Annotated in this window: 21 protein-coding genes; 9 read left to right on the top strand and 12 right to left on the bottom strand. The window is 73.6% G+C overall.

The annotated features are described in order from the left end of the window. Positions 1-46: 46 nt before the first annotated feature. From ACGF5T_RS27980 to ACGF5T_RS28005, 6 genes are all read right to left on the bottom strand, one after another. Complete coding sequence (locus ACGF5T_RS27980) at positions 47-1,267, bottom strand: cytochrome P450 (protein ID WP_366767605.1); 1,221 nt, start codon at positions 1,265-1,267, stop codon at positions 47-49. Between the two features lie 189 nt (positions 1,268-1,456). Next, positions 1,457-1,693: a DUF6213 family protein gene (locus ACGF5T_RS27985; protein ID WP_030969080.1), complete on the bottom strand. Its 237-nt coding sequence runs from the start codon at positions 1,691-1,693 to the stop codon at positions 1,457-1,459. A 25-nt stretch (positions 1,694-1,718) separates the two neighbouring features. Then, entirely contained in the window at positions 1,719-3,104 is a 1,386-nt protein-coding gene (locus ACGF5T_RS27990; protein WP_366767606.1) for an NADP-dependent succinic semialdehyde dehydrogenase, read from the bottom strand. Positions 3,105-3,213: 109 nt separating this feature from the next. Continuing rightward, complete coding sequence (locus tag ACGF5T_RS27995; RefSeq protein ID WP_366767607.1) at positions 3,214-3,681, bottom strand: NUDIX domain-containing protein; 468 nt, start codon at positions 3,679-3,681, stop codon at positions 3,214-3,216. Then, positions 3,678-5,216 carry an ATP-dependent DNA ligase gene (locus tag ACGF5T_RS28000; protein ID WP_356606499.1) on the bottom strand — a complete coding sequence of 513 codons (1,539 nt, stop codon included), beginning with the start codon at positions 5,214-5,216 and terminating at the stop codon, positions 3,678-3,680. The genes ACGF5T_RS27995 and ACGF5T_RS28000 overlap by 4 nt, the downstream gene beginning before the upstream one ends. A gap of 378 nt (positions 5,217-5,594) precedes the next feature. Beyond that, positions 5,595-6,581 carry an NAD(P)/FAD-dependent oxidoreductase gene (locus ACGF5T_RS28005; protein WP_366767608.1) on the bottom strand — a complete coding sequence of 329 codons (987 nt, stop codon included), beginning with the start codon at positions 6,579-6,581 and terminating at the stop codon, positions 5,595-5,597. Positions 6,582-6,658: 77 nt separating this feature from the next. On the opposite strand from ACGF5T_RS28005, the gene ACGF5T_RS28010 reads away from it, so the two are divergent. The 6 genes from ACGF5T_RS28010 to ACGF5T_RS28035 all read left to right on the top strand — a co-directional run bounded on the left by ACGF5T_RS28010 (position 6,659) and on the right by ACGF5T_RS28035 (position 11,994). Further along, on the top strand, positions 6,659-7,234 hold the full coding sequence (locus ACGF5T_RS28010; protein WP_356606503.1) for an XRE family transcriptional regulator: 576 nt from the start codon (positions 6,659-6,661) through the stop codon (positions 7,232-7,234). A gap of 105 nt (positions 7,235-7,339) precedes the next feature. Then, positions 7,340-8,311, top strand: a complete 972-nt coding sequence (locus ACGF5T_RS28015) for an NADPH:quinone oxidoreductase family protein (protein ID WP_366767609.1) — start codon at positions 7,340-7,342, stop codon at positions 8,309-8,311. Further along, entirely contained in the window at positions 8,308-9,489 is a 1,182-nt protein-coding gene (locus ACGF5T_RS28020) for an acyl-CoA dehydrogenase family protein (RefSeq protein WP_356606507.1), read from the top strand. Before ACGF5T_RS28015 ends, ACGF5T_RS28020 begins: the two co-directional genes overlap by 4 nt. After that, a complete protein-coding gene (locus tag ACGF5T_RS28025; RefSeq protein WP_366767610.1) occupies positions 9,486-10,574 on the top strand; it encodes an acyl-CoA dehydrogenase family protein in 1,089 nt (362 codons plus the stop codon). The genes ACGF5T_RS28020 and ACGF5T_RS28025 overlap by 4 nt, the downstream gene beginning before the upstream one ends. A gap of 183 nt (positions 10,575-10,757) precedes the next feature. Continuing rightward, positions 10,758-11,621: a phosphatidylinositol-specific phospholipase C/glycerophosphodiester phosphodiesterase family protein gene (locus ACGF5T_RS28030; RefSeq protein ID WP_366767611.1), complete on the top strand. Its 864-nt coding sequence runs from the start codon at positions 10,758-10,760 to the stop codon at positions 11,619-11,621. Positions 11,622-11,799: 178 nt separating this feature from the next. Next, on the top strand, positions 11,800-11,994 hold the full coding sequence (locus ACGF5T_RS28035) for a hypothetical protein (protein ID WP_356606513.1): 195 nt from the start codon (positions 11,800-11,802) through the stop codon (positions 11,992-11,994). Between the two features lie 33 nt (positions 11,995-12,027). Here the strand turns inward: ACGF5T_RS28035 and ACGF5T_RS28040 are convergent, their stop codons facing one another. After that, positions 12,028-12,396 (bottom strand): DUF779 domain-containing protein, encoded by a 369-nt coding sequence (locus ACGF5T_RS28040; RefSeq protein WP_361010223.1) that lies wholly within the window; start codon positions 12,394-12,396, stop codon positions 12,028-12,030. 128 nt (positions 12,397-12,524) lie between these two features. Between ACGF5T_RS28040 and ACGF5T_RS28045 the strand changes: the two genes are divergently transcribed. Beyond that, complete coding sequence (locus ACGF5T_RS28045; RefSeq protein WP_356606517.1) at positions 12,525-12,995, top strand: MarR family transcriptional regulator; 471 nt, start codon at positions 12,525-12,527, stop codon at positions 12,993-12,995. 159 nt (positions 12,996-13,154) lie between these two features. Then, positions 13,155-14,747, top strand: a complete 1,593-nt coding sequence (locus tag ACGF5T_RS28050) for an MFS transporter (RefSeq protein ID WP_366767612.1) — start codon at positions 13,155-13,157, stop codon at positions 14,745-14,747. Positions 14,748-14,804: 57 nt separating this feature from the next. Here ACGF5T_RS28050 and ACGF5T_RS28055 read toward each other — a convergent pair whose 3' ends face one another. The 5 genes from ACGF5T_RS28055 to ACGF5T_RS28075 all read right to left on the bottom strand — a co-directional run bounded on the left by ACGF5T_RS28055 (position 14,805) and on the right by ACGF5T_RS28075 (position 20,312). Then, a complete protein-coding gene (locus ACGF5T_RS28055) occupies positions 14,805-15,194 on the bottom strand; it encodes a luciferase family protein (RefSeq protein ID WP_356606521.1) in 390 nt (129 codons plus the stop codon). Between the two features lie 137 nt (positions 15,195-15,331). After that, the gene (locus ACGF5T_RS28060) at positions 15,332-16,426 is read right to left on the bottom strand and encodes a lytic polysaccharide monooxygenase (protein ID WP_356606523.1); all 1,095 of its coding nucleotides are present in this window, start codon (positions 16,424-16,426) and stop codon (positions 15,332-15,334) included. Positions 16,427-16,602: 176 nt separating this feature from the next. After that, complete coding sequence (locus tag ACGF5T_RS28065) at positions 16,603-17,742, bottom strand: cellulose binding domain-containing protein (protein ID WP_366767614.1); 1,140 nt, start codon at positions 17,740-17,742, stop codon at positions 16,603-16,605. A 222-nt stretch (positions 17,743-17,964) separates the two neighbouring features. Next, positions 17,965-18,999 carry a LacI family DNA-binding transcriptional regulator gene (locus ACGF5T_RS28070; RefSeq protein WP_356606527.1) on the bottom strand — a complete coding sequence of 345 codons (1,035 nt, stop codon included), beginning with the start codon at positions 18,997-18,999 and terminating at the stop codon, positions 17,965-17,967. Positions 19,000-19,226: 227 nt separating this feature from the next. Further along, complete coding sequence (locus ACGF5T_RS28075) at positions 19,227-20,312, bottom strand: MerR family transcriptional regulator (RefSeq protein WP_356606529.1); 1,086 nt, start codon at positions 20,310-20,312, stop codon at positions 19,227-19,229. Positions 20,313-20,546: 234 nt separating this feature from the next. Between ACGF5T_RS28075 and ACGF5T_RS28080 the strand changes: the two genes are divergently transcribed. After that, positions 20,547-21,587 (top strand): LacI family DNA-binding transcriptional regulator, encoded by a 1,041-nt coding sequence (locus tag ACGF5T_RS28080; protein WP_366767615.1) that lies wholly within the window; start codon positions 20,547-20,549, stop codon positions 21,585-21,587. Positions 21,588-21,612 lie beyond the last annotated feature (25 nt).

Consider the following 21,612-nt stretch of genomic DNA (forward strand, 5'->3'; position numbering starts at 1 on the left):
GGCCCGCCCGTCGGTTCTGTGGCGGCCTGGGCGGCCCGGCGGTCGCTCACCAGGTCACCGGCAGCGCCTCGGGACCGCGGATCAGGGTGCCCTTCCGGAAGGGCACGTCCGGCGGCGCCACCGCGAGCCGCAGGCCCGGCAGACGGTCCAGGACGGTGCCGACCAGCAGTTCCGACTCCAGCCGGACCAGCGCGCCGCCCGGGCAGGCGTGCGGGCCGAGACCGAAGGACGCGTGCGGATCGGGGGCACGGGCGAAGTCGATCGTGTCCGGGTCGGGGAAGACCGCCGGGTCGCGGTTGGCGGCCAGGTACGACACGTACACCGCGTCGCCCGCCCGGATCCGGACCCCCCTGGTCTCCACGTCCTCCAGGGCGATCCGGGACAGCCCGACCGCGTTGCGATGGGGGATCCAGCGCAGCAGCTCGTCGACGGCCCCGGGCCGGATCTCCGGGTCGGCGCGCAGACGTTCGGCGAGTTCGGGCCGGGTCAGCAGCAGGTAGAACATCTGTCCGCTGTTGTGGGTGACCGCCTCACCGCCGAGCTGGAGCAGCACGGCCAGCCCCACCGCCTCCTCGGTCGTGATCTCGCCCCTGCCCACGGCGGCGCCCAGCAGCGAGGCGACGTCCTCGCCGGTGCCGGCGGACCGGGTTCCGATCAGGTCGGCGAAGTAGGCGCCCACTTCCTGCTTGGCCCGCTCGCTGACCTCCGCGCCGTGCGACGAGGAGAGGATCAGCCCGGTCCAGGTGTGCATGCCGGGCCGGTCGGGGCCGGGAATGCCCATCAGCTCGCAGAGCACCGCCACGGGGAAGGGCCTCAGCACCGCCTCGGTGAGGTCGGCCGGCGGACCGGCCCGCAGCATGGCGTCGACCAGTTCGTCGAGCATGCCGCGCGCCCGGTCGCGCAGGCGCTCCACGCCCCGGGCCGTGAACGCGGCGGCCACCGCCGCGCGCAGCCGGGTGTGGTCCGGCGGGTCGAGGAAACCGACCGCGCCGCGCGCCGGGACGAAGTGCGGGGCGAACCGGGTGACCCGCCGGTCCACGACGGCCGCACGGCCGAACCGGGGATCGGTGGCGACCATGCGGACGTCCTCGTAACGGGTGACCAGCCAGGCCCAGCCCTCACCGTCGGGCAGCGAGACGCGGGTGACGGGCCCTTCGCGCATCAGTTCGCGCAGGACGGGGTCGAAGTCGGTGCCGGGCAGGTCGAGAGCCGGCCAGTCGCGGACGGGCGGGGCGCTCCCGGCCCGGTCGAGGATCTCTTCGCTCACGCTCGCCTCACGCCGTTCTGCCTCGGCCGGAGGGCCGGGGCCCGTCGCACGCGGGCGGCGGGGCGCTCGCCCGCGGTACCCAGGGGTGCTCACCCACGATCACCCACGGGAGCGGCGATCTCCCGCGGGGCTGCTCCGTCCCGGGGAACCCCGGCCGGTGCGGGCCGGTGCAGCCCGGTGCGCGGGGAGTCAGGAGGACTGGCCGCTGCTGTGGGCGATACAGGCCACGTCGATCCGGTCGGCGAGCTTGGCCAGTTCGATGGTGAGGGCCGCGACCGTGTCCTCGTCCAGACTCTCCTCGCCGGCCTCCACCAGCCGCAGCCATCTCCCGCCCACCGTGCGCAGCAGCTTGCTCACGTCGGACGCGGCGACCTGCAAGGTACCGCGGTCGTCGACGATCAGAGGCAGGGTCACTTCGCGGTTCACAAAGGGGATCGTAGTCGCGGAAGGCTCACGCTCCGTGCCATACGGTGGTGATGTTGCAGAACTCCCGGATTCCGTGCCCGGACAGCTCACGGCCGTACCCCGACCGCTTGATCCCGCCGAAGGGGAACGCCGGATGGGACGCCGTCATGCCGTTCACGTACACGCCGCCCGCCTCCAGGTCCCGTACGAAACGGTCCACATCGGCGTCGTCGCGCGTCCACACATTGGAACTGAGTCCGAAGTCCGAGTCGTTGGCGATCAGCACGGCCTCGTCCAGGTCGGCCGCGCGGTACAGCGTGGCGACCGGGCCGAAGGCCTCCTCGCGGTGGATGCGCATCTCCCGGGTGACACCGGCGAGGACCGTCGGCGGGTAGTACCAGCCGGGCCCCTCCGGGCGTTCGCCTCCGCACAGCACCGTCGCGCCACCGCGCACCGCGTCCTCGACCAGCTCCACCAGGTCCTCGACGCCCTGCTCGCTGGAGAGCGGGCCGACGTCCGTCCCCTCGTCCATCGGGTCGCCGACCTTCAGCGCCCGCATGCCCTCGGTGAAGCGTGCGGCGAAGGCGTCGTACACGTCCGTGTGCACGATGAACCGCTTGGCGGCGATGCAGGACTGCCCGGCGTTCTGGGTGCGCGCGGTCACCGCGACCTCGGCGGCCCGGTCGACGTCCGCCGACGGCATCACGACGAACGGGTCGCTGCCGCCCAGCTCCAGCACCGTCTTCTTGATCATCTCTCCGGCGGTGGCGGCGACCGCGCGGCCGGCCGGCTCGCTGCCGGTGAGGGTGGCGGCCCGCACCCGCTCGTCGCGCAGGATGTCGTCCACCGCCGCCGAGCCGACGAGCAGGGTCTGGAAGCAGCCCTCGGGGTAGCCCGCCCGGTGGAACAGGTCCTCCAGGTACAGGGCCGTCTGCGGCACGTTCGAGGCGTGCTTGAGCAGCCCCACGTTGCCCGCCATCAGCGCGGGCGCCGCGAAGCGGATCACCTGCCAGAGCGGGAAGTTCCACGGCATCACCGCGAGCACCGGGCCGAGCGGCCGGTAGCGGACCAGCGCCCGGGAGGCACCGGAGTCCTCGACGTCCGACTGGGCGGGCTCCTCGTCGGCGAGCAGCTCCGCCGCGTGGTCGGCGTACCAGCGCATCGCCTTGGCGCACTTGGCGGCCTCCGCGCGGGCCTGCTTGACCGGCTTGCCCATCTCCGTGGTGATGACCTCGCCGATCTCGTTCTGATCGGCCTCCAGGAGGTCGGCGGCCCGGCGCAGCAGTCCGGCCCGCTCGTAGAAGCCCGTCGTCCGGTACGTGCGGAAGGTGGCCTCCGCGAGCTGGAGCCGGCGCTCGATCTCCTCCTCGCCCATGGCCTCGTACGTCTTGAGCGTCTCGCCGTTCGCCGGGTTCACCGTCGCGATGGGCATGGCCGACCTCCCTGGTGCGGTCTCGTGCTTCGACCTTGGCGCGCGGCGTGGGGTGCCGCAACGCGGGCGGGCCCCGCCGGCGCCGCCCCGAGCCTCTCGTCGCTCCTGGTCACTTCCGTCCGTGCGAGTGCTCAGCCAGCCGGTCGAGAAACGCGGCCTGGGCCTTGACGATCACCTCGCGCGCCCGGTCCACCGGGAACCACGCCACCCGGTCCAGCTCGGGGAACCTCTCGATCCGGCCCGACCGCGGCGGCCACTCCATGCGGAAGGTGCCGGGCACGACCGTCGCCGGGTCCAGGTCGGCCTCCACGGCCCACACCGTGACGACCTTCCCGCCCGCCTGTCTGACCTCGCCGAGCGGCAGCGCCTCGCCCTCGGGCGGCGGCAGCCCCAGCTCCTCCTCGAACTCGCGGCGGGCCGCGTCCCAGGCCTCTTCGACGGGTTCGTACTCACCCTTGGGAACGGTCCACGCGCCGGCGTCCCGGCGGGCGTAGAAGGGGCCGCCCATGTGGCCGAGCAGCACCTCGCGGCCCTCGGCGGCGGGGCGGTGCAGGAGCAGGCCCGCGCTGCGTCTCACGGGGCCGTCCCCGGGTGCGCGGCGAGCAGCGCCTCCACCGTGTCCGCCTCCTCGGGGCGCTTGTCCTCGCGGTAGCGGATCACGCGGGCGAAGCGGAGGGTGACGCCGGCCGGGTAGCGGGTGGAGCGCTGGAGGCCGTCGTAGGCGATCTCGACGACCAGTTCGGGGCGGACGGTCACACCCCAGCCGTGCTCCTCGACGGCCAGTTCCCCCAGGCGCTCGGTCTGCCAGGCCAGCAGGGCGTCGGTCATGCCCTTGAAGGTCTTGCCGAGCATCGCGAAGGAACCGTCCGCGGTGCGGGCGCCCAGGTGGAGGTTGGAGAGCCTGCCCGTGCGGCGGCCGTGGCCCCACTCGGCGGCCAGGACGACCAGGTCGAGGGTGTGGACGGGCTTGACCTTGAGCCAGGAGGCACCGCGCCGACCCGCGCTGTACCCGGCGTCGAGGCCCTTCACCACGACGCCCTCGTGGCCGCGCTCCAGCGACTCGGCGAGGAACTCCTCCGCCGCCCGTGCCTCCTCGGGCCCCGGCACCAGCCTGCGCCGCACCCGCGTCGGCTCGGGGACCAGCCGGGCCAGCTCCGCGTGCCGCTCGGTGAGCGGCAGGTCGAGCAGGTCACGGCCGTCGACGGACAACGCGTCGAAGAACACGACGGAGACGGGCACCGCCCGCGCGGCCGTGGCGACGTCCGTGCGGGAGCCGACCCGTCCGGCGGTCTCCTGGAAGGAGCGGGGACGCCCGTCCTCGTCGAACGAGATCACCTCCCCGTCCAGGACGAAGCGCTCCCCGGGCAGCGCGAGGGCCGTCGCGGTGACCTCGGGGAGCCGGTCGGTGATGTCGTCCAGGGTGCGGGTGTAGACCCCTACGGTTCCGCCGTCGCGGTGCACCTGGACGCGGATGCCGTCCAGCTTCTCCTCGACGGCCGCGGCACCGAGCTTGCCGACCGCCTCGGCGACCGAGGAGGCGCTGTGGGCGAGCATCGGCAGGACCGGCCGTCCGACGGTGAGCCGGAAGCCGTCCAGGGCGCCGGGGCCGTCGGCGAGCAGGGCCTCGGCGACCGTCTGCAGGGAGCCCGCGAGCATCACCGCGCGCCGTACGTCCGCCGCGGGCGCGCCGGTCGCCGCCGCCAGGCCCTCGACGGCGGCCGCGTCCAGGGCGCCCTGGCGGACCTCGCCGGTGAGCAGCCCGATCAGGAAGCGCTGCTCGTCCTCGGTGGCCGCGCCCATCAGCTCGCCGACCTGGCGTGCCCGCTCGGCCTGCGAACCGGCGCCGGACACCGCCGCGAGACACGTCAGCCGGTCGTCGACCTCGCGCACGGTCAGGGCCGGCTCAGCGGCCGGCGTGACCGGGCGGCTCAGCACCTTCCAGCCGACGCCGATCCGGCCCTGCGGGAGACGTCCGGCCAGATACGGGATGACGACCGGCACGTCCGCCGCCTCCGCCTCCCGGAACAGCTCCGCGAGCAGGGCGGTCTTCCGGGACCGCGCCGAGGTGGCGGCGACCTCCCGGGACACCTGGGCCAACCGGGCGAGCAGCATGCAGTCATGGTGCACCGGGAAGGACCGGGCCACACCCCGGTGGCGCCGGTTTCCGTCCGGCGGGCCCTGGACCGTGCCGTCGCCGCGGGGCTCCGGACCGTGCCGTCGCTGCGGGGCTCCGGACCGTGCCATCGACGCCGGTCGCCGGTCGCCGGTCGCCGGACGCCGGTCGCCGGTCGCCGGACGCCGGACGCGGGACGCGGGATGCCGGGCGCGGGACCGGTGGTGGTCGGGTGCCCGCCGGCTTGCCGGGGCGCCCGGTGGCGGCACGGTCACCGCGGGGTGTGGCCCGGCCATCGCGGGGCGGTCCGGCCACCGCCGGGTAGTCCGGTCACCGTGCGGCCGTCCGGTCACCGTGCGGCCGTCCGCCCGCCCGGTCTAACCCCCGATCGCCGCGTCCAGGCGGGACATGATCAGGTCGCCGACCACGGCCGTCGCCGCGCGGTAGCCGCCGCTGGCCGCGTGGACGACCTGCTCGGCGAAGCCCATCGCGTTGCCCGCGGTCCACACGCCGGGCACGGTCGTCAGGCCGGTCGGGTCCACCACGGGGTAGGCGCCGAACGGGGTCTCCCGCAGCTCCGCGCCCAGCCGCTCCATCAGACCGGTCTGCGGTACGGCCCTCGGAGCGACGAACGCCACGGAGCGGTCGTGCACGGTGCCGTCCGCCAGCCGGACGCCGGTGAGCCGGTCCTCCTCGACCCGCAGGCCGGCCACCGCACCCGGCACCACCTTCACCCGGGCCGCGGCGAGCCGGCGCAGGTCCTCGTCGGACAGCTCCGCCTCGGCGACCGTGTCGAGGAAGAGCGTCACGTCGTCCGACCAGTGGGACACCATCAGCGCCTGGTGCACGCTGAGCGGGCTGGTGGCGAGGACGCCGAAACGCTCGTCGCGCACCTCCCAGCCGTGGCAGAACGGGCAGTGCAGCACGTCCCGGCCGTACCGCTCGGCCACGCCGGGCACCGACGGGAGCTCGTCCCTGAGCCCCGTGGTGACGATCAGCCGTCGGGCGCGGACGGTCCGGCCGCCGGCCAGCTCCACGGCGAACTCCTCGCCCCGCGTCACGTCCACGGCCCGGTCGCGCACGAGCTGCACGCCGTACCGCGCGATCTCCTCCCGGCCGAGCGCGAGGAACCCGGCGGGCGGCATGCCGTCGCGGGTCAGGTAGCCCTGCATGTGGTCCGAGGGCGCGTTGCGCGGCTCACCGGCGTCGACGACCAGGGTGCGCAGCCGGGAGCGCCCGAGGACGAGCGCGGCCGAGAGCCCGGCCGCGCCGCCACCGACGACGACCACGTCGTACGTCCCCGACAGGTCCTTCTCCGCCGTCTCCGCCGGGTGCTTCTCCGACAGGTCCTTGTTCCGGGTCATGGTGACCACCTCCACCCAGAAGGTCCCTCGGACCCGCCGGTATTGACAAATGAACTTGCCAGTTCTGCAATAAGCGCATGACCACTGCAGACGACGTCCTCGCCGGTGTCGGACCGAGGCTCCGCCAGGTGCGCAAGGAGCGGGAGGTGACCCTGGCGGCGCTCTCCGAGACCACCGGCATCTCGGTGAGCACCCTGTCGCGGCTGGAGTCGGGACTGCGCCGACCCAGCCTCGAACTGCTGCTGCCGATCGCCCAGGCCCACCAGGTGCCGCTGGACGAGCTGGTCGGCGCCCCGCCGGTCGGCGACCCCCGGGTGCGGGCCAAGCCGATCGAGCGCCACGGCCGCACCCACTGGCCCCTCACCCGCCAGCCGGGGGGACTCCAGGCGTTCAAGGTGCTGGAGCCCCGGCGCCAGGAGGAACCGGACCCGCGGACCCACGAGGGGTACGAGTGGCTGTACGTCCTCTCCGGCCGGCTGCGGCTCGTGCTCGGCGATCACGACGTGGTGCTGTCGGCGGGCGAGGCCGCGGAGTTCGACACCCGGGTGCCGCACTGGTTCGGGTCGACGGGGGAGGGGCCGGTCGAGTTCCTGAGCCTGTTCGGCCCGCAGGGGGAGCGCATGCACGTCCGGGCGCGGCCGGCCCAGCCCTGACCTGCGGCCACGGGCGACGACCGCGCGCAGCTGTTCCCTGATCGGCAAGCGACCGCTTAGTATGCGGTGGACCCGGACGGACGACGCAGTCGGTGGAGGCCCCGCATGCAGGCATGGCAGGTGCACGAGAACGGCGAGCCGCGCGAGGTGATGCGCCTCGCGGACGTGGCGCCGCCGACCCCCGGCGAGGGCCAGGTGCTGCTGAGGGTCCGCGCCGCGAACATCAACTTCCCGGACGCCCTGATGTGCCGGGGCCAGTACCAGGTCAGGCCGCCGCTGCCGTTCACACCGGGCGTGGAGATCTGCGGCGAGACCGAGGACGGCCGCCGTGTCCTCGCCAACCCCGCGCTGCCGCACGGCGGCTTCGCCGAGTACGCCGTCGCCGACGCCCGCGCCCTGCTGCCCGCCCCCGACGCCCTGGACGACGCCGAGGCCGCCGCCCTGCACATCGGCTACCAGACCGGGTGGTTCGGCCTGCACCGCCGGGCCCGGCTGGAGGCCGGCGAGACGCTGCTCGTCCACGCTGCCGCCGGAGGGGTCGGCAGCGCGGCCGTGCAGCTCGGCAAGGCCGCCGGCGCCACCGTCATCGGTGTCGTCGGCGGCCCCGAGAAGGCGGCCGTCGCCCGCGAACTGGGCTGCGACGTGGTCGTCGACCGGCGCGGCGGGGACGTCATCGCCGCGGTGAAGGAGGCCACCGGCGGGCGGGGCGCCGACGTGGTCTACGACCCGGTGGGCGGCGAGGCCTACGCCCAGTCCGCCAAGGTCGTCGCCTTCGAGGGCCGGATCGTCGTCGTCGGCTTCGCCAGCGGCACCATCCCCAGCCCCGCGCTGAACCACGCCCTGGTGAAGAACTACGCCGTCCTCGGCCTGCACTGGGGCCTGTACAACACCAAGAACCCCAAGCTGGTCCAGCACTGCCACGAGCAGCTGACCGAGCTGGCCGCCCGGGGCGCGATCAAGCCCCTGGTGAGCGAGCGGGTACCGCTCGACGGGGCCGCGGACGCCGTCCAGCGCGTCGCCGACGGCACGACGACCGGCCGGGTGGCCGTCGTCCCTCAGAAGGGAGCCGCAGCATGACCGACGCAGCGGAACTGCGCCGCCTCACGAAGGAGTTGCTGGCCGCCCATCCGCCGGCGACCACCGACCGCCTGGACTTCCTCCGGGCCCGTTTCGACGCCGGACTCGCCTGGGTGCACTATCCCGAGGGCCTCGGCGGACTCGCCGCCCCGCGCTCCCTCCAGGCCGTCGTGGACGCCGAACTGAAGGCCGCGGGCGCCCCCGACAACGACCCCCGGCGCATCGGCATCGGCCTCGGCATGGCCGCCCCGACCATCCTCCACTACGGCACCGAGGAGCAGAAGCGGCGGCTGCTGCGCCCGCTGTGGACCGGCGAGGAGGTCTGGTGCCAGCTCTTCAGCGAGCCGGGCGCCGGATCCGACCTGGCCGCGCTCGGCACGCGGGCGGTACGCCAGGGCGAGGACTGGATCGTCAACGGGCAGAAGGTGTGGACCTCCAGCGCGCACACCGCTCGCTGGGCCATCCTCATCGCCCGCACCGACCCGGACGTGCCCAAGCACCGGGGCATCACCTACTTCCTGTGCGACATGACCGACCCCGGCGTCGAGGTCCGGCCGCTGCGCCAGGTCACCGGCGAGGCCGAGTTCAACGAGGTCTTCCTCACCGACGTCCGCATCCCCGACTCCCGCCGCCTCGGCGAGATCGGCGACGGCTGGCGGGTCGCGCAGACCACGCTGAACAACGAACGCGTGGCCATCGGCGGCACCCCGATCCCGCGCGAGGGCGGCATGATCGGCAAGATCGCCGCCACCTGGCGGGACCGCCCCGACCTGCGCACCCACGACCTCCACCAGCGGCTGCTCGGCCTCTGGGTCGAGGCCGAGGTCGCACGGCTCACCGGCGTGCGGCTGCGCCAGCAGCTGGTGGCGGGCCAGCCGGGCCCCGAGGGCGCCGGCATGAAGCTGAACTTCGCCCGCCTCAACCAGGAGATCAGCGGCCTGGAGGTCGAACTCCTCGGTGAGGAGGGCCTGCTGTACGACGACTGGACGATGCGTCGCCCCGAGCTGGTGGACTTCACCGGCCGCGAGGCCGGGTACCGCTACCTCCGTTCCAAGGGCAACAGCATCGAGGGCGGGACCAGCGAGGTCCTGCTGAACATCGTCGCCGAGCGCGTGCTGGGCCTGCCCGCCGAGCCGCGCACCGACAAGGACGTCGCATGGAAGGACCTCGCCCGATGAGCGCACAGTCGGAACCCGGCCTGCTCTACTCGGAGGAGGAGGTAGCGCTGCGCGCCGCCGTCCGGGACCTGCTCACCGACCACTGCGAGCCCGCGGGTGTCATCGCCCGCGTCGAGTCGGCCGCGCCGCACGACGTGTCGCTGTGGAAGGCGCTCTCCGAGCAGATGGGCCTCGCCGGCCTTCTGATCCCCGAGGAACTGGGCGGTCAGGGGGCCGGCCACCGGGAAGCCGCGGTGGTGCTGGAGGAGTTGGGGCGCGCGGTCGCTCCGGTGCCGTACCTGACGAGCGCCGTGGTCGCCACCGAGGCCCTGCTCGCCTGCGGGGCCGACGACCTGCTCACCGACCTGGCGTCCGCGACGACCATCGCCGTGCTCGCCGTCGGCCTGCAGAGCGCGCCCGGCCGTGCCGTCGACCGGGTGCGACTCGAAGAGGGCGTTCTGCGCGGTGAGTTGACGGGAATCGCCGACGCGGCCGTCGCCGACGTCCTGCTGGTCCCGGCGGACGACGGGGGCCTGTACGCGGTCCGCGCCGCCGAGGCGACCGTCACCCCGCAGACCTCCCTGGACCTGACCAGGCCACTCGCCCGTGTGACCCTCGACGGCGCCACCGGGCGTCGGCTCGGCGACGCCGAGGACGCGGTGCGCCGGGCCCTGCGGGCGGGCGCCGGGCTGCTCGCCTCCGAGCAACTGGGCCTCGCCGACTGGCTGCTGACCGAGACGGTCCGCTACCTCAAGGAACGCAGGCAGTTCAACCGGCAGGTCGGCGGCTTCCAGGCGCTCAAGCACCGGCTCGCCGGGCTGTGGCTGGAGGTCGCCGGCCTGCGCGCCGCGGCCCGCAACGCCGCCGACGCGCTGGCGACCGGTGTGGACACCGACGTGGCCGTCGCCGTGGCCCAGGCGTACGCCGGCCAGGTCGCCGTCCACGCCGCGGAGGAGGCACTGCAACTGCACGGCGGTATCGGCATGACGTGGGAGCACCCGGTCCACCTGTACCTGAAGCGGGCCAAGGCCGACTCGATCGCGTACGGGACGGCGGGGGCCCACCGGGAGGCGCTCGCCGGGCTCGTCGATCTGCAAGCCCCCTGACGCCTGCCGTCCGGCACGCCGCCTGCCCGTCCCACCAGGGGCGGGCAGGTCGCGTACCGACCGCTCCACCGAAGTGAACGACCGGCGGCAGTCCGGCCAACTCCGCGCAGGGCTCTGCTTCCCGGGGGTGTCGGGACCCCATACTCACAGGCGTCCCGTACGGCACTTCCAGGGAGGCAGAGCATGGCCCTCACCACCCGACGCAGAGCCCTCACCACCCTCGGCGCCGCCCTCACCGGGGCGGTCGCCCTGCCCGCCGGCACCGCGCTGGCCGACGAAGGCATGCACGGACCGCGCCCGTTGTGGCGGGCCCACGCCCACAACGACTACCTCCACACGCGCCCCCTCCTGGACGCCCTCGACCATCGCTTCGGCAGCGTCGAGGCCGACATCCACCTGGTCGACGGCCAACTCCTCGTCGCCCACGACCCGGAGGACCTCGACCCCGGCCGGACCCTGGAGTCCCTCTACCTCGACCCCCTCGCCGCCCGCGTCCGCGCACACCACGGCCGGGTCCACCGAGGGGACCGCCGCGCCCTGCAACTCCTGATCGACATCAAGACCGAGGGGGCGTCCACGTACCGGGAACTCGACCGCCGACTGCGTCGCTACCGGCACCTGTTCACCTCGTACGCCCACGGCCGGGTGTTCCCCGGCGCGGTCACCGCGGTGATCTCGGGCGACCGCGCGGCGCGCGCGCCGATGGAGGCGCAGAGCACCCGCCGAGCCTTCTACGACGGCCGCCTCACCGACCTCGGCACCTCCGCACCGGCCTCCTTCGCCCCGCTGATCAGCGACAACTGGACGGTCCACTTCACCTGGCGGGGCGTGGGCGCCTTCCCGGCGGCCGAGCGGCGCAGGCTGCGGGACATCGTCGGCGCGGCACACGCCCGCGGGCAGCGCGTGCGGTTCTGGGCCACGCCCGATCTGGCGGGGCCCGCCCGGGACGCCGTGTGGACCGAACTGCTCGCCGCCGGCGTCGACCACCTCAACACCGACGACCTCGCCGGCCTGGAGGCGTTCCTGGACGCCCGCCGGGACGTCTAGAGCCTGCCCGACAGGCCCTGGGACGCCCGGGCGGCCGGGGCACCGGCGGCCCAGGACATCGGTCGGCACCGCGGGACACCACTCGTTCGGCGGACAGGTCAGCCGCCCGGACGAACCCTCCGCTACGCCACACTTGCGGCCGAACGCCGCGAAGTGGACGTGGCGGAGGAGGTTGACCATGGCCGTTTCCATCTCTGTGGTGCTGTTGCTGTCCGTCCTGGCGGTGATCTTCCTGCGGAACGGCGGGCTGAAGGTCTCGCACGCCCTGGTGTGCCTGCTGCTCGGCTTCTACCTGGCCGGCACGAGCATCGCGCCGACCATCAACAGCGGGCTGACCGCGACGGCGGACATCGTCAGCGGCCTCAGGCCATGACGGGCGGGCCGGGCGCCGGGGCTCCCGGGGCGGCTAGGCGTCGACGACGCGGGAGCGGATGAGGAACCGCACCCCCTCGGGCGCCTCCAGCGAGAAGCCGCTGCCCCGGCCCGCGACGACGTCCACGGTCAGCCGCGTGTGGCGCCACGCCTCGTACTGACTGCGCGACATCCAGAACGGCACCGGTTCCCCGACGCCGTCGATCACGAGTTCCGCCAGCAGGACGTCGGCCGCGCCGGTGCGGAACTCGCCGGCCGGGAAGCACATGGGGGCGCTGCCGTCGCAGCAGCCGCCGGACTGGTGGAACATCAGCGGGCCGTGCGCCGCGCGCAGCCGCCGCAGCAGGACGGCCGCGTCGGGCGTCACGGCGACGCGGGGCGTCTCCTCGTATGGGTCGGGCATGCCGTACATGCCAGCACGGCGAAGGTTGCGTGCGGGTTGCACCGCTTGCGCGGCATCACCTGGACCCTCCCGCACCGGCGCAATTACATCTTTTGACATACCTATTTTCCCATAGCTAATATCGTCGGGTGACCGACTCCAGCACCCCCCGCCGGGACCTCGACCGCGTGGCCTCCGGGCTCGCGGCGTGCCTTCCCGCGCTGCACCGGGCGCTGGACCGACAGGTCACCGCGCGGTATCCGCATCCCAAGCCCCCGGAGAGCCAGCTCGCCCTGCTGCGGTTCGTCGCCCAGCGCGAAGGCGCCACGGTGCGTGAGGCGGCCGAGGCCCTGCTGATGAAGCCCAACAACGTCAGCGCCCTGGTCTCCCAGCTCACCGACCAAGGGGACCTGGAGCGCAGGCAGGACGACGCCGACAAGCGCGTCGCGCACCTCCACCTCACGGCCACCTCCCGGCAGAGGCTGTCCGAGGTACGGGACCTGGAGACCGCGTTCATCCGTGACGCCCTGGCCTCCCTCACCGAGGGCCAGCAGGGCGCGCTCGGCTCCGCCCTGGACGCACTCGACGCGTTGACGCGGCACCTCCACCCCGCCCGCTGACCGGGCGGTACCCGGGCACCCCCGCCGGCCGCGGGCGCACCGACGTGCCCGCGGCCGGCCCGCCGTGCTCCCGAGGGCCGCTCCGGCCCCTCGTACCACTCCTGAACGGGCCTCCGGCCCCCCCGCACCACCCCTGAACCTGGAAGAGAAGGCACACCCATGCCGCCCACGTCCGTGGATCACCCCGCCGCGCCCGCGGCCCCGCCCGCCCCGCCCGCGGTCGGCCGCCCGCGGTCCAACCCCTGGCTGACCCTCCTCGCGGTCGCGTTCGGACTGTTCATGGTCCAGCTCGACGGCTCCGTCGTCGCCATCGCCAACCCCGCCATCGGCAGCGACCTGGGGGCGTCCACCGCCCAGCTGCAGTGGGTGACCAACTCCTACCTGCTCGCCCTCGCCGCCACCCTCATCCTGGGCGGCAAGCTCGGCGACCGGTTCGGCCGGCGCACCTACTACCTCGTGGGCGTCGCCGGCTTCACCCTCGCCTCGATAGCCATCGGCCTGTCCGGGTCGATCGAGGGCGTCGTCGCCTTCCGCGCCCTCCAGGGCGTCTTCGGCGGACTGCTGATGCCCAACACCCTCGGTCTGCTCCGGTCCGTCTTCCCGCCGAAGAAGTTCGGCATGGCCGTGGGTATCTGGGCCATGGTCTCCGCCGTCGCGACGGCACTCGGGCCCATCGTCGGCGGCCTGCTCGTGGAGCACGTCGACTGGGAGTCCGTCTTCTACATCAACGCCCCCATCGGCATCGTCGCCATCGTCTTCGGCGCCCTGGTCCTCCCGGAGAGCCGCAACGCCGCCGGCCGGGAACGCTTCGACGTCCCGGGCCTCGTCCTGCTGGCCCTCGGTCTGCTGGCCGTGGTCTTCGGCGTCGTCAAGGGCGAGACCTGGGGATGGACGTCCGCCGGCACCCTGGGCGCCGTGGCCGCCGGCCTCGTGCTCCTGCTCGTGTTCGGCTGGTACGAGACCCGCGTCGAGCACCCGCTGCTGCCGATGCGCCTGTTCCGCAACCGCGCGCTGACGATCGGCGCGATCATCACCGCGCTGAACTTCTTCGTCATGCTCGGCGTGATCTTCTTCGTCATGCTCTACCTGCAGAACGTACGGGGTTTCACGCCGGTCGAGGCAGGGGTGCGGACACTCCCGCTCAGCCTCGCCTCGCTGGTCGCCTCGCCCTTGGGCGCGGCCCTGACCCAGCGCTTCGGGCCCCGGCTGACCATGCCGCTGGGCATGCTGCTCCAGGCGGCGTCCTGCTTCGGCATGCTCACCTGGCAGACCGACTCCTCCTACGCCACCATGTGGCCGCCGTTCATCGCCCTCGGTCTCGGTGTCGGCATGGTGATGGCCGCGTCCTCCGACGCCATCGTCGGCAACGCCCCCGTACGGGACGGCGGGGTGGCCGGCGGTCTCCAGGCCACCACCCTGCAGATCGGCGGCGCGCTCGGCACGTCCGTGCTGGTCTCCCTGATCAGCGGCAAGGTCGGCTCCACCCTCACCGGCGAACTGACCGGCGCGGGCGTGCCCCCGGCCGTGGCCCACGGTCTGCGGGAGGCGAAGGACGCCGTGGCCATGGGCGTGGCGCCGGTCTCCGGCGACATGCCGGCCGGCCTGCGGGCGGCCGTGGTGGAGGGCAGCGGACAGGCCTTCATGAACGGCGTGCACGCGGCGGTGGTGGTCACCGGCGTGCTCTGTGTGCTCGGCGCCGTCCTCGCCGCGACCGGTGTCCGGCGCACCGCGGAGCGGCCGGCGGAGCACTGAGGAAACGGAACGGCGGTGGTGCCCCTGCGAGCCCGAGGGGCGCCGCCGACGGCTGTCTCAGTAGTCCCCGGCCGCGGTGCGCGGGAGCACCGTGACCCGGTGGAAGTTGCAGCCCGAGGGCAGGTCCGAGGGCGGCCTGGTCTGGTGGGCCTTGAGCGCGATGCTCACCAGGCTCAGCAGCAGGTCGACATCCGCGTCGCAGTCGAGGTGCACGGTCACCCACCGCGAGCCGGGGACCATGCGGATGGCGGTGGAGCCGCCCAGGTCGTACTGGAAACGCTGGATGGCCCGGTGGGTGAGGTGGAGGTCCACGTCCCGGTCCGAGTGGAAGTGCACTATCTCGTCGCGGACGGAGCGCAGCGCCCGTCCGGTTCCGCAACTGGCCTGACCCGCGGTGAGGTCGGGCCAGGCTTGCAGCCGCTCAAGGGCGCGCTGGGCCAGAGTCATGACCCCATCGTCACCCGATCACCGCCCCGCAACCAGAGGTTGAGCGATTCGTAACCGGCACGTGAGGTCGCGCCCGGCACGATCGGGGTGCGGGGGGAGGCGCCGCAGGACAGGGTACGGTGCCTCCCCCGAAGGTGTTACGGCGCCACGCAGCCGATCGTCCCCGTGGGGAAGTCGTTGCCCGTGGACGTCGCGGTGAACCCGAAGGTCACGCTGCCGTCCGGTGGGACGACCCGGTTGTGGTCCACGTTGCGGACCGTGACCGTGCCATCGGTGCCGCGGGTCAGCGAGCCGTTCCACACGCCGCCGAGCGTGGTCCCGCTGCCCGGCTTCCACTGCACGGCCCAGCCGTTCAGGGGCTCGGTGCCGTGGTTCATGACCTCCACGGAGCCCTGGAAGCCGCCGCTCCAGGAGTTCTGCACGGTGTAGACGGCCATGCACGAACCGGAGTGCGTGGGCGGGGGAGTCGTCGGAGGCGTGGTCGGCGTCGGCGTCGGGCTCGGCGTGCCGCCCGCACCGCGGATGCCGGTCACCTCGCCGTTGCCGCCGTCGAAGACGATGTCGGAGCAGGAGAAGAAGTTCTCCTGGCTGTCCGAACGCACCCACTGCATGAAGATCAGGGCGTCACCCGACCGCCCCGAGGGCAGCGCCAGGTCCCAGTAGTAGTGCCCCCCGTCGGCACCCGCCGAGCCCCGCTGCGGCGGGTTGGTCACCGTCTCGATCAGCTCCAGGTCGTCCCAGCCCAGCTCGGACGTGGGAGACCAGCCGGGCTTGGTCAGGTAGACGCGGAAGTCACCCGGGTGGGCCGCCCAGTTGCTGTAGTTCACCTGGATCGTGCTGCCGGACGTCAGGTGCGTCCGCGGCCAGTCGGCACGGGCCGCGTTGTAGCCCCTGAAGTCGTACGGGGACCGGTTGCCGGCACTGCACAGGGTGCCGTCCGGTACGTAACCGGCGCCGCGTCCGCCCGCGTTGGAGTCGAGGACGGCGAACCAGTTGTACAGCGCCGTCGCGCCGCTCTGGTCGAGGGCGCTCCGGCACGCGGGGTTCGTCGGGTCCAGGGCGCCGGTGCCGGTCTTGGCGTCCAGCTGGCAGAGGTAGGTACGTGAGCCGGGCATCATCGCCACGCCGTGCGCCTCGGCCCGCCCCTGCCCGAGCAGGAAGGTCACGCCGAGCGCGCTGAGCAAGGTGGCCAGTATCGCCGCCAGGGAGATGTATCTGCTGCGTAGAGCCATGGAATCTCCTGTTTCAGGTGCTGAGTCTTCCGGTCGCTGATGATCAGGGCATGACAATCGGAACGTGCCGTTCGGGCCCGGTGTCGCAGGGTGGCGCGGTGGAGCCCCTCGCCCGTCCGGGAAGGCGCTTCGTCCGGACGGGCGAGGGGGGCGGTGGGGTGACCCCGGCGCGGCCGCTACGACACGGCGCAGGCGGTGCCGTTCAGCCGGAAACCGTCCGGCTCGGCGAACGCCCCGCCGTGGGTGCCCTGGAAGCCGAACGACAGGCTGCCGCCGGGTGCGATCCGGGCGTTGTGCCCCAGGCCGGTGGCGGTCAGGGAGCCCGTGGACGGGGTGACGGAGGCGTTCCAGGCGTTGGTGACCCGCTGGCCGGAGGGCAGGGTGAAGGCGAGCCGCCAACCGTCGACGGGGGACTGCCCGGTGTTCTTGACGGTGACGTCCGCGGTGAAGCCGTTCTGCCAGACGTTGGTCCCGTACGTCACCGTGCACGCCACCGGCTCGCCGGGGTTGCCGGGATCGGGGTTCCCCGGGTCGCCGCCGGTCCGCACGGTGGAGGAGAAGGAGTTGACGGACAGGCCGGCGCCGTTCTGCCACGGCTCGAAGCCCGCCTGCACGCTCGTCAGGTACCAGTCGTCCTCGGCGAGCCCGCGTGCGACGGTCGCCCGGACGAAGTCCATGACGTCGAAGTTCCAGCTGGTGATCGCCGACGGGGCCACGAAGGACAGCACGTCGTTGGCGCCGTTGCTCCCCGTCCACATCTCCCAGGTCCGTCCGCCGACGGTGGTCGTGCCGACCGGCGAGCCGATGGGCTGGATCGGGCCCACCCGGTTGAACCAGATCATGATCTCGGTCCGGTTGACCCCGTCGGTCCGGGGGGTCGGGTCCAGCCAGATGTCGTACGAGGCGTTGTAGACGGCGTTGCCGACATAGCCGTAGGAGATGCCGGAGGGCGCCTCGGAGATGGTGTCGAGCCGGGCGGGGAGGTTGGTGCCCGGCGAACAGTTCGTGTAGTGACAGCCGTTGAAGACGGACGGGTACGACTTCGGCGCTCCGTTGGTCGGCACCGAGCCGTCGGCCTGGGCGACCCGGAAGCCGGTGTCGGTGGCGGTGACGCACTGGGTCGCGCTGGAACCCCAGCGGTTGTTCTGGACGACGTACCGTCCCTGGATCGTCGTCGTCCCGAACGGTTCGCAGATCGTGGTGTCGGCCTGGGCCGGCGCCGCCGCGGTCACCAGGGACGCGACGACGGCGAGAGTCGCGATGAGTACGCCCAGAAGGCCGCGCGCGGTGCGTACTTGGGGCCGTAACGGTCGCATGGGGGCCTCTCCGGAGGGTGCGGGGGGAAGGAGGGCCGGGGCGGGAGCGCTCCCAACTCCCCACTGATGGGAGCGCTCCCACTTACCGGTTGATTGGGGACTGTAGAAGCGGTTCATGCTCCTGACAAGACTGTGCGCGCAGGAGTCGTCGAAGGATTTTCGAAGCCGCAGGTGGGAGACGTGGGTCGGAGCGGGTTGCCGGGAGCGCTCCCGGCAACCCGCTCACGCGGAGTCGCGCAGGACCAGTTCCGTACGGAGGATGACGTGCCGCCAGGCGACGGACGACTCCTCGAGCTGCTCCATCTCCTCCAGCAGGAGCCTCACCATGGTGCGGCCGATCTCCTCCAGCGGCTGACGGACCGTCGTCAGCGGCGGATCGGTGCGCCGGGCCGGATGGAAGTCGTCGAAGCCGATCACGGCGACGTCCTGCGGGACCCGCCGGCCCGCCGCGCGCAGCGCGTTCAGGGCCCCGGCGGCCATCGTGTCGGAGGCCGCGAAGACCGCGTCCAGCTCGGGGTGCCGGGCGAGCAGGTCGGCCGTCGCCCGGCGGCCGCTCTCCTCCGTGAAGTCCTCCCCCTCGACGACGAGCGAGGTCCTGGCCTCCACGCCCGCCAGCTCCAGCGCCTCCCGGTACCCGCGCAGTCTGCACTGCGCGACGTACATGTCGAGCGGTCCGCTGATGGCGCCGATCGTCGTCCGGCCGCCGTTCAGCAGGTGGGTGACCGCGCCGCGCGCGCCGCCGGCGTTGTCCGCGTCCACGTAGGTGACGCTCTCGTCGCCGGAGCGCCGCCCCAGCATGACGGTGGGCAGCCCCGCCTTGGCGAGCAGGTCGGGCAGCGGGTCCTCGGCGCGCACGGACATCAGCAGCACGCCGTCGACCCGGCCACCGCGGGCGTACTCCACGAAGCGCTGCCGCTCGGTGTCCGTACGGACGAGGGTGAGCAGCAACTGCACCGGGGTGTCCGTGAGGGCGTCGCCCACGGCGTGGACGACCTCGGAGAAGAACGGTTCGCCGAACAGCCGCCAGTCCGGCTCCGTCATGACCAGCGCGACGGCGTCCGCACGGTGCCCGGCCAGGGAACGGGCCGCCAGGTTCGGGACGTACCCCAGTTCGACGATGGCCTGCTGCACGGCACGGCGTGTCGAATCCCGCACGCCGGCCGCGTTGTTGATGACCCTGGAGACGGTGCCCCGTCCGACGCCGGCGAGCGCGGCCACCTCTTCCAACGTCGGCGTACCGGGTCGCTGCCTGCCCACGTCCGCCTCCCCCTCACGAGATCGTTCGATACTACGGCGACCCGCTCGGCTTCGGCGGGCCGATCGCGAGGGTGGACCGGAGAGCGTGCGGGGTGGTCGGGGTGGAGCGGGCCGTCCGGCGAGCGACGCGCCGGGCCCGACGGCTCCCCCCGGGCCCGCTCGCAGGGATGTGCGCGTCGCGGGGACAGCCGGACCGGCGCCGCCCGTGGGCGCAGGCTGCCCAGCCGTCAGCCGTCCAGGCGGACCGGCATCAGCAGCGAGAACGTCGACTCGTCGTCGGGCCGGCGGATCGCGAGCGGCGCCGTGGGAGCGCCGACCTCCAGGACCAGCCGCTCCCTGCCACCGGCCTCCAGCGCGTCGAGCAGATACCCGCGGTCGACCGCGAAGTCGTCGGGGTGGTCGTCGCCGTCCCCGCGGACGGTCACCGTGCCGTCGTCGGCCACCCGCATCACACTGACGTCGTGCGACACGCCGTCCTGCTCACGCACCTCGCCCGCGCGCACCGGGCCGGACTCCAGAGCCTCGCGGAGGGCCGGCACCTCGACGAGCGTCCGCCGCCCGGCCGGCAGGTGGACGAGCCGGCGGTAGTCGGGGAAGTCGTGGGCGAGGCACTGCCCGGCCGTGCGGCCGCCCGCCGTCTCCAGGGACACGCTGCCACCGTCCACGGCGAGACCGACCGGCTCGTCGCGGCCCAGCAGGGCACGCATCGCGTCGGCGAGCGGGGCGGGCACGACGGTCTGGACGCGCGGTGCGTCGTGCGGGCCGGCGTCCACGCGTGCGACGGCCATCCGATAGCGGTCCGTGGCGACGAGGTGGAGCGCGTCGCCCTCCAGGTCGAACAGGATTCCGCCGAGCACGGGCAGGCCGGGGTCGGTGCCGGCGGCGAACCGCACGGCGTCCAGACCCGCGGCAAGAGCCGGGGCGGGGACCGACAGCCGCACGGAGGCGGTGGACGAGGACGTGGTCATGGGATTCTCCCTCTGGTCGAGTAGCGCTCGGAGTGCGGAGATCTCGCCGCGGGCATCGGCCAGCCCTCGTTCCAGACGGCGCAGGTGCGCCTCCATGAGGCCCCGCACCAGGTCCGTGTCGGCGCCGGACCACCCGGCCAGCACCAGCCGGACGTCCGCCAACGGCATGCCCGCCCTGCGCAGCCTGCCCAGCAGCCGGGCGTCGTCGGTCTGCTCCGGGGCGTACCAGCGGTACCCGGTCACGGGATCGACCCGGGCGGGGACCAGCACACCGGCACGGTCGTAGAACCGCAGGGCGCTCACGCCCAGGCCGCTGGCGCGGGCCGTTTCCCCGATGCTGCGCATCTCGTTCTCCACATCCGTGACCTTGGGCCCTTGACCAGGTCGAGGGTCAACCTCGACGCGATCCGCGTCCACGACCTGGGTCACACCCGCGCCCCGGGGCGCCCCGGGGCGCGGCTCCCCGAACCTGCCCCCGCGCACCGTCGTCGAGGCGCCCGGCCCCGGGGCGTGACGCCCCGCCGGAGCCGGTCCGCCCACCGCCGGTAGGGCCCTGTAATGCGCCGGTAGGGTGTCCGCATGACCAGACGCCCTCCGACGCTCGAGGATGTCGCGAGGCAGGCGGGTGTCTCCCGCGCGACCGTCTCCCGCGTGGTCAACGGCATCCGCAACGTGGACCCCGCCCTCCAGGAAGTGGTCCGGGCGGCGATCGAGCGGACCGGTTACGCGCCGAACAGCGCCGCCCGTGCCCTGGTGACCCGGCGCGCCCAGACCATCGCCCTGGTCATCTCCGGCGCGGCGGACGACGCCGGGGACGAGCGGGCGTTCGCCTCCCGCATGCTGACCGACCCCTTCTTCGGCCGGGTCGTCAGCGGGGTCGTCGAGTTCCTGCGGCCCCGGTCGATGTACCCGGTCCTGATGTTCGCCGAGACCGCGGCGGCCCGCCGGGAGGTGGCGGCGTACCTCCGGCAGGGCAGCGCGGACGGCGCGCTGATCTTCTCCACCCATGCGGAGGACCCCCTGCCCGCGCTGCTGGCGGCCGAGCGGCTGCCCTGCGTGCTGTTCGCGCGCCCCAGCCCACCGGTCCCGGTCACCTACGTGGACCTGGCCCACCGGGAAGGCGCCCGCCTGGCCGCCGAGCACCTCATGACGCGTGGCTGCCGTCGCGTCGCCACCATCACGGGGCCGCTGGACCTGCCCGCCGCGCAGGACCGGCTGACCGGGTTCCGGGAGACGCTGGAACGGCACGGCCAGACCGACGTCCCGGTCGCGGAGGGCGGCTTCACCGCCGCCAGCGGTGCGGCGGCGATGACCCGGCTGCTCACCGAACACCCCGGTATCGACGGCGTGTTCGCGGCCAACGACGTGATGGCCCGGGGCGCCTGTGACGCCTTGCGGGAGCAGGGCCGCAGGATTCCGGACGACGTGGCGGTGATCGGCTTCGACGACTCCAGCGCGGCGGTCGCCGGCCGGCCGCCGCTGACCACGGTCCGCCAGCCGATGGAGGAGATGGCGGCCACGATGGCGCGGCTCCTCCAGGAGGAGATCGAGGGAGCGCCCCGCACCGAGCCCACCGCGGTGATCTTCGACCCCGAGCTCGTGGTGCGCGAGTCCGCGTGACCGGGCCGCGGGCCGCCGCGGGTGC

It is taken from the genome of Streptomyces sp. NPDC047853, assembly GCF_043204535.1.
Taxonomy (GTDB): Bacteria; Actinomycetota; Actinomycetes; order Streptomycetales; family Streptomycetaceae; genus Streptomyces.

Bases quoted from the DNA above. Each gene is read 5' to 3' on its own strand.
- ACGF5T_RS27990 (WP_366767606.1), bottom strand. From the start codon at position 3,104: ATGCCCATCGCGACGGTGAACCCGGCGAACGGCGAGACGCTCAAGACG.
- ACGF5T_RS28000 (WP_356606499.1), bottom strand. From the start codon at position 5,216: ATGCTGCTCGCCCGGTTGGCCCAGGTGTCCCGGGAGGTCGCCGCCACC.
- ACGF5T_RS28005 (WP_366767608.1), bottom strand. From the start codon at position 6,581: ATGACCCGGAACAAGGACCTGTCGGAGAAGCACCCGGCGGAGACGGCG.
- ACGF5T_RS28010 (WP_356606503.1), top strand. From the start codon at position 6,659: ATGACCACTGCAGACGACGTCCTCGCCGGTGTCGGACCGAGGCTCCGC.
- ACGF5T_RS28015 (WP_366767609.1), top strand. From the start codon at position 7,340: ATGCAGGCATGGCAGGTGCACGAGAACGGCGAGCCGCGCGAGGTGATG.
- ACGF5T_RS28020 (WP_356606507.1), top strand. From the start codon at position 8,308: ATGACCGACGCAGCGGAACTGCGCCGCCTCACGAAGGAGTTGCTGGCC.
- ACGF5T_RS28025 (WP_366767610.1), top strand. From the start codon at position 9,486: ATGAGCGCACAGTCGGAACCCGGCCTGCTCTACTCGGAGGAGGAGGTA.
- ACGF5T_RS28030 (WP_366767611.1), top strand. From the start codon at position 10,758: ATGGCCCTCACCACCCGACGCAGAGCCCTCACCACCCTCGGCGCCGCC.
- ACGF5T_RS28035 (WP_356606513.1), top strand. From the start codon at position 11,800: ATGGCCGTTTCCATCTCTGTGGTGCTGTTGCTGTCCGTCCTGGCGGTG.
- ACGF5T_RS28040 (WP_361010223.1), bottom strand. From the start codon at position 12,396: ATGCCCGACCCATACGAGGAGACGCCCCGCGTCGCCGTGACGCCCGAC.
- ACGF5T_RS28050 (WP_366767612.1), top strand. From the start codon at position 13,155: ATGCCGCCCACGTCCGTGGATCACCCCGCCGCGCCCGCGGCCCCGCCC.
- ACGF5T_RS28055 (WP_356606521.1), bottom strand. From the start codon at position 15,194: ATGACTCTGGCCCAGCGCGCCCTTGAGCGGCTGCAAGCCTGGCCCGAC.
- ACGF5T_RS28060 (WP_356606523.1), bottom strand. From the start codon at position 16,426: ATGGCTCTACGCAGCAGATACATCTCCCTGGCGGCGATACTGGCCACC.
- ACGF5T_RS28065 (WP_366767614.1), bottom strand. From the start codon at position 17,742: ATGCGACCGTTACGGCCCCAAGTACGCACCGCGCGCGGCCTTCTGGGC.
- ACGF5T_RS28075 (WP_356606529.1), bottom strand. From the start codon at position 20,312: ATGCGCAGCATCGGGGAAACGGCCCGCGCCAGCGGCCTGGGCGTGAGC.
- ACGF5T_RS28080 (WP_366767615.1), top strand. From the start codon at position 20,547: ATGACCAGACGCCCTCCGACGCTCGAGGATGTCGCGAGGCAGGCGGGT.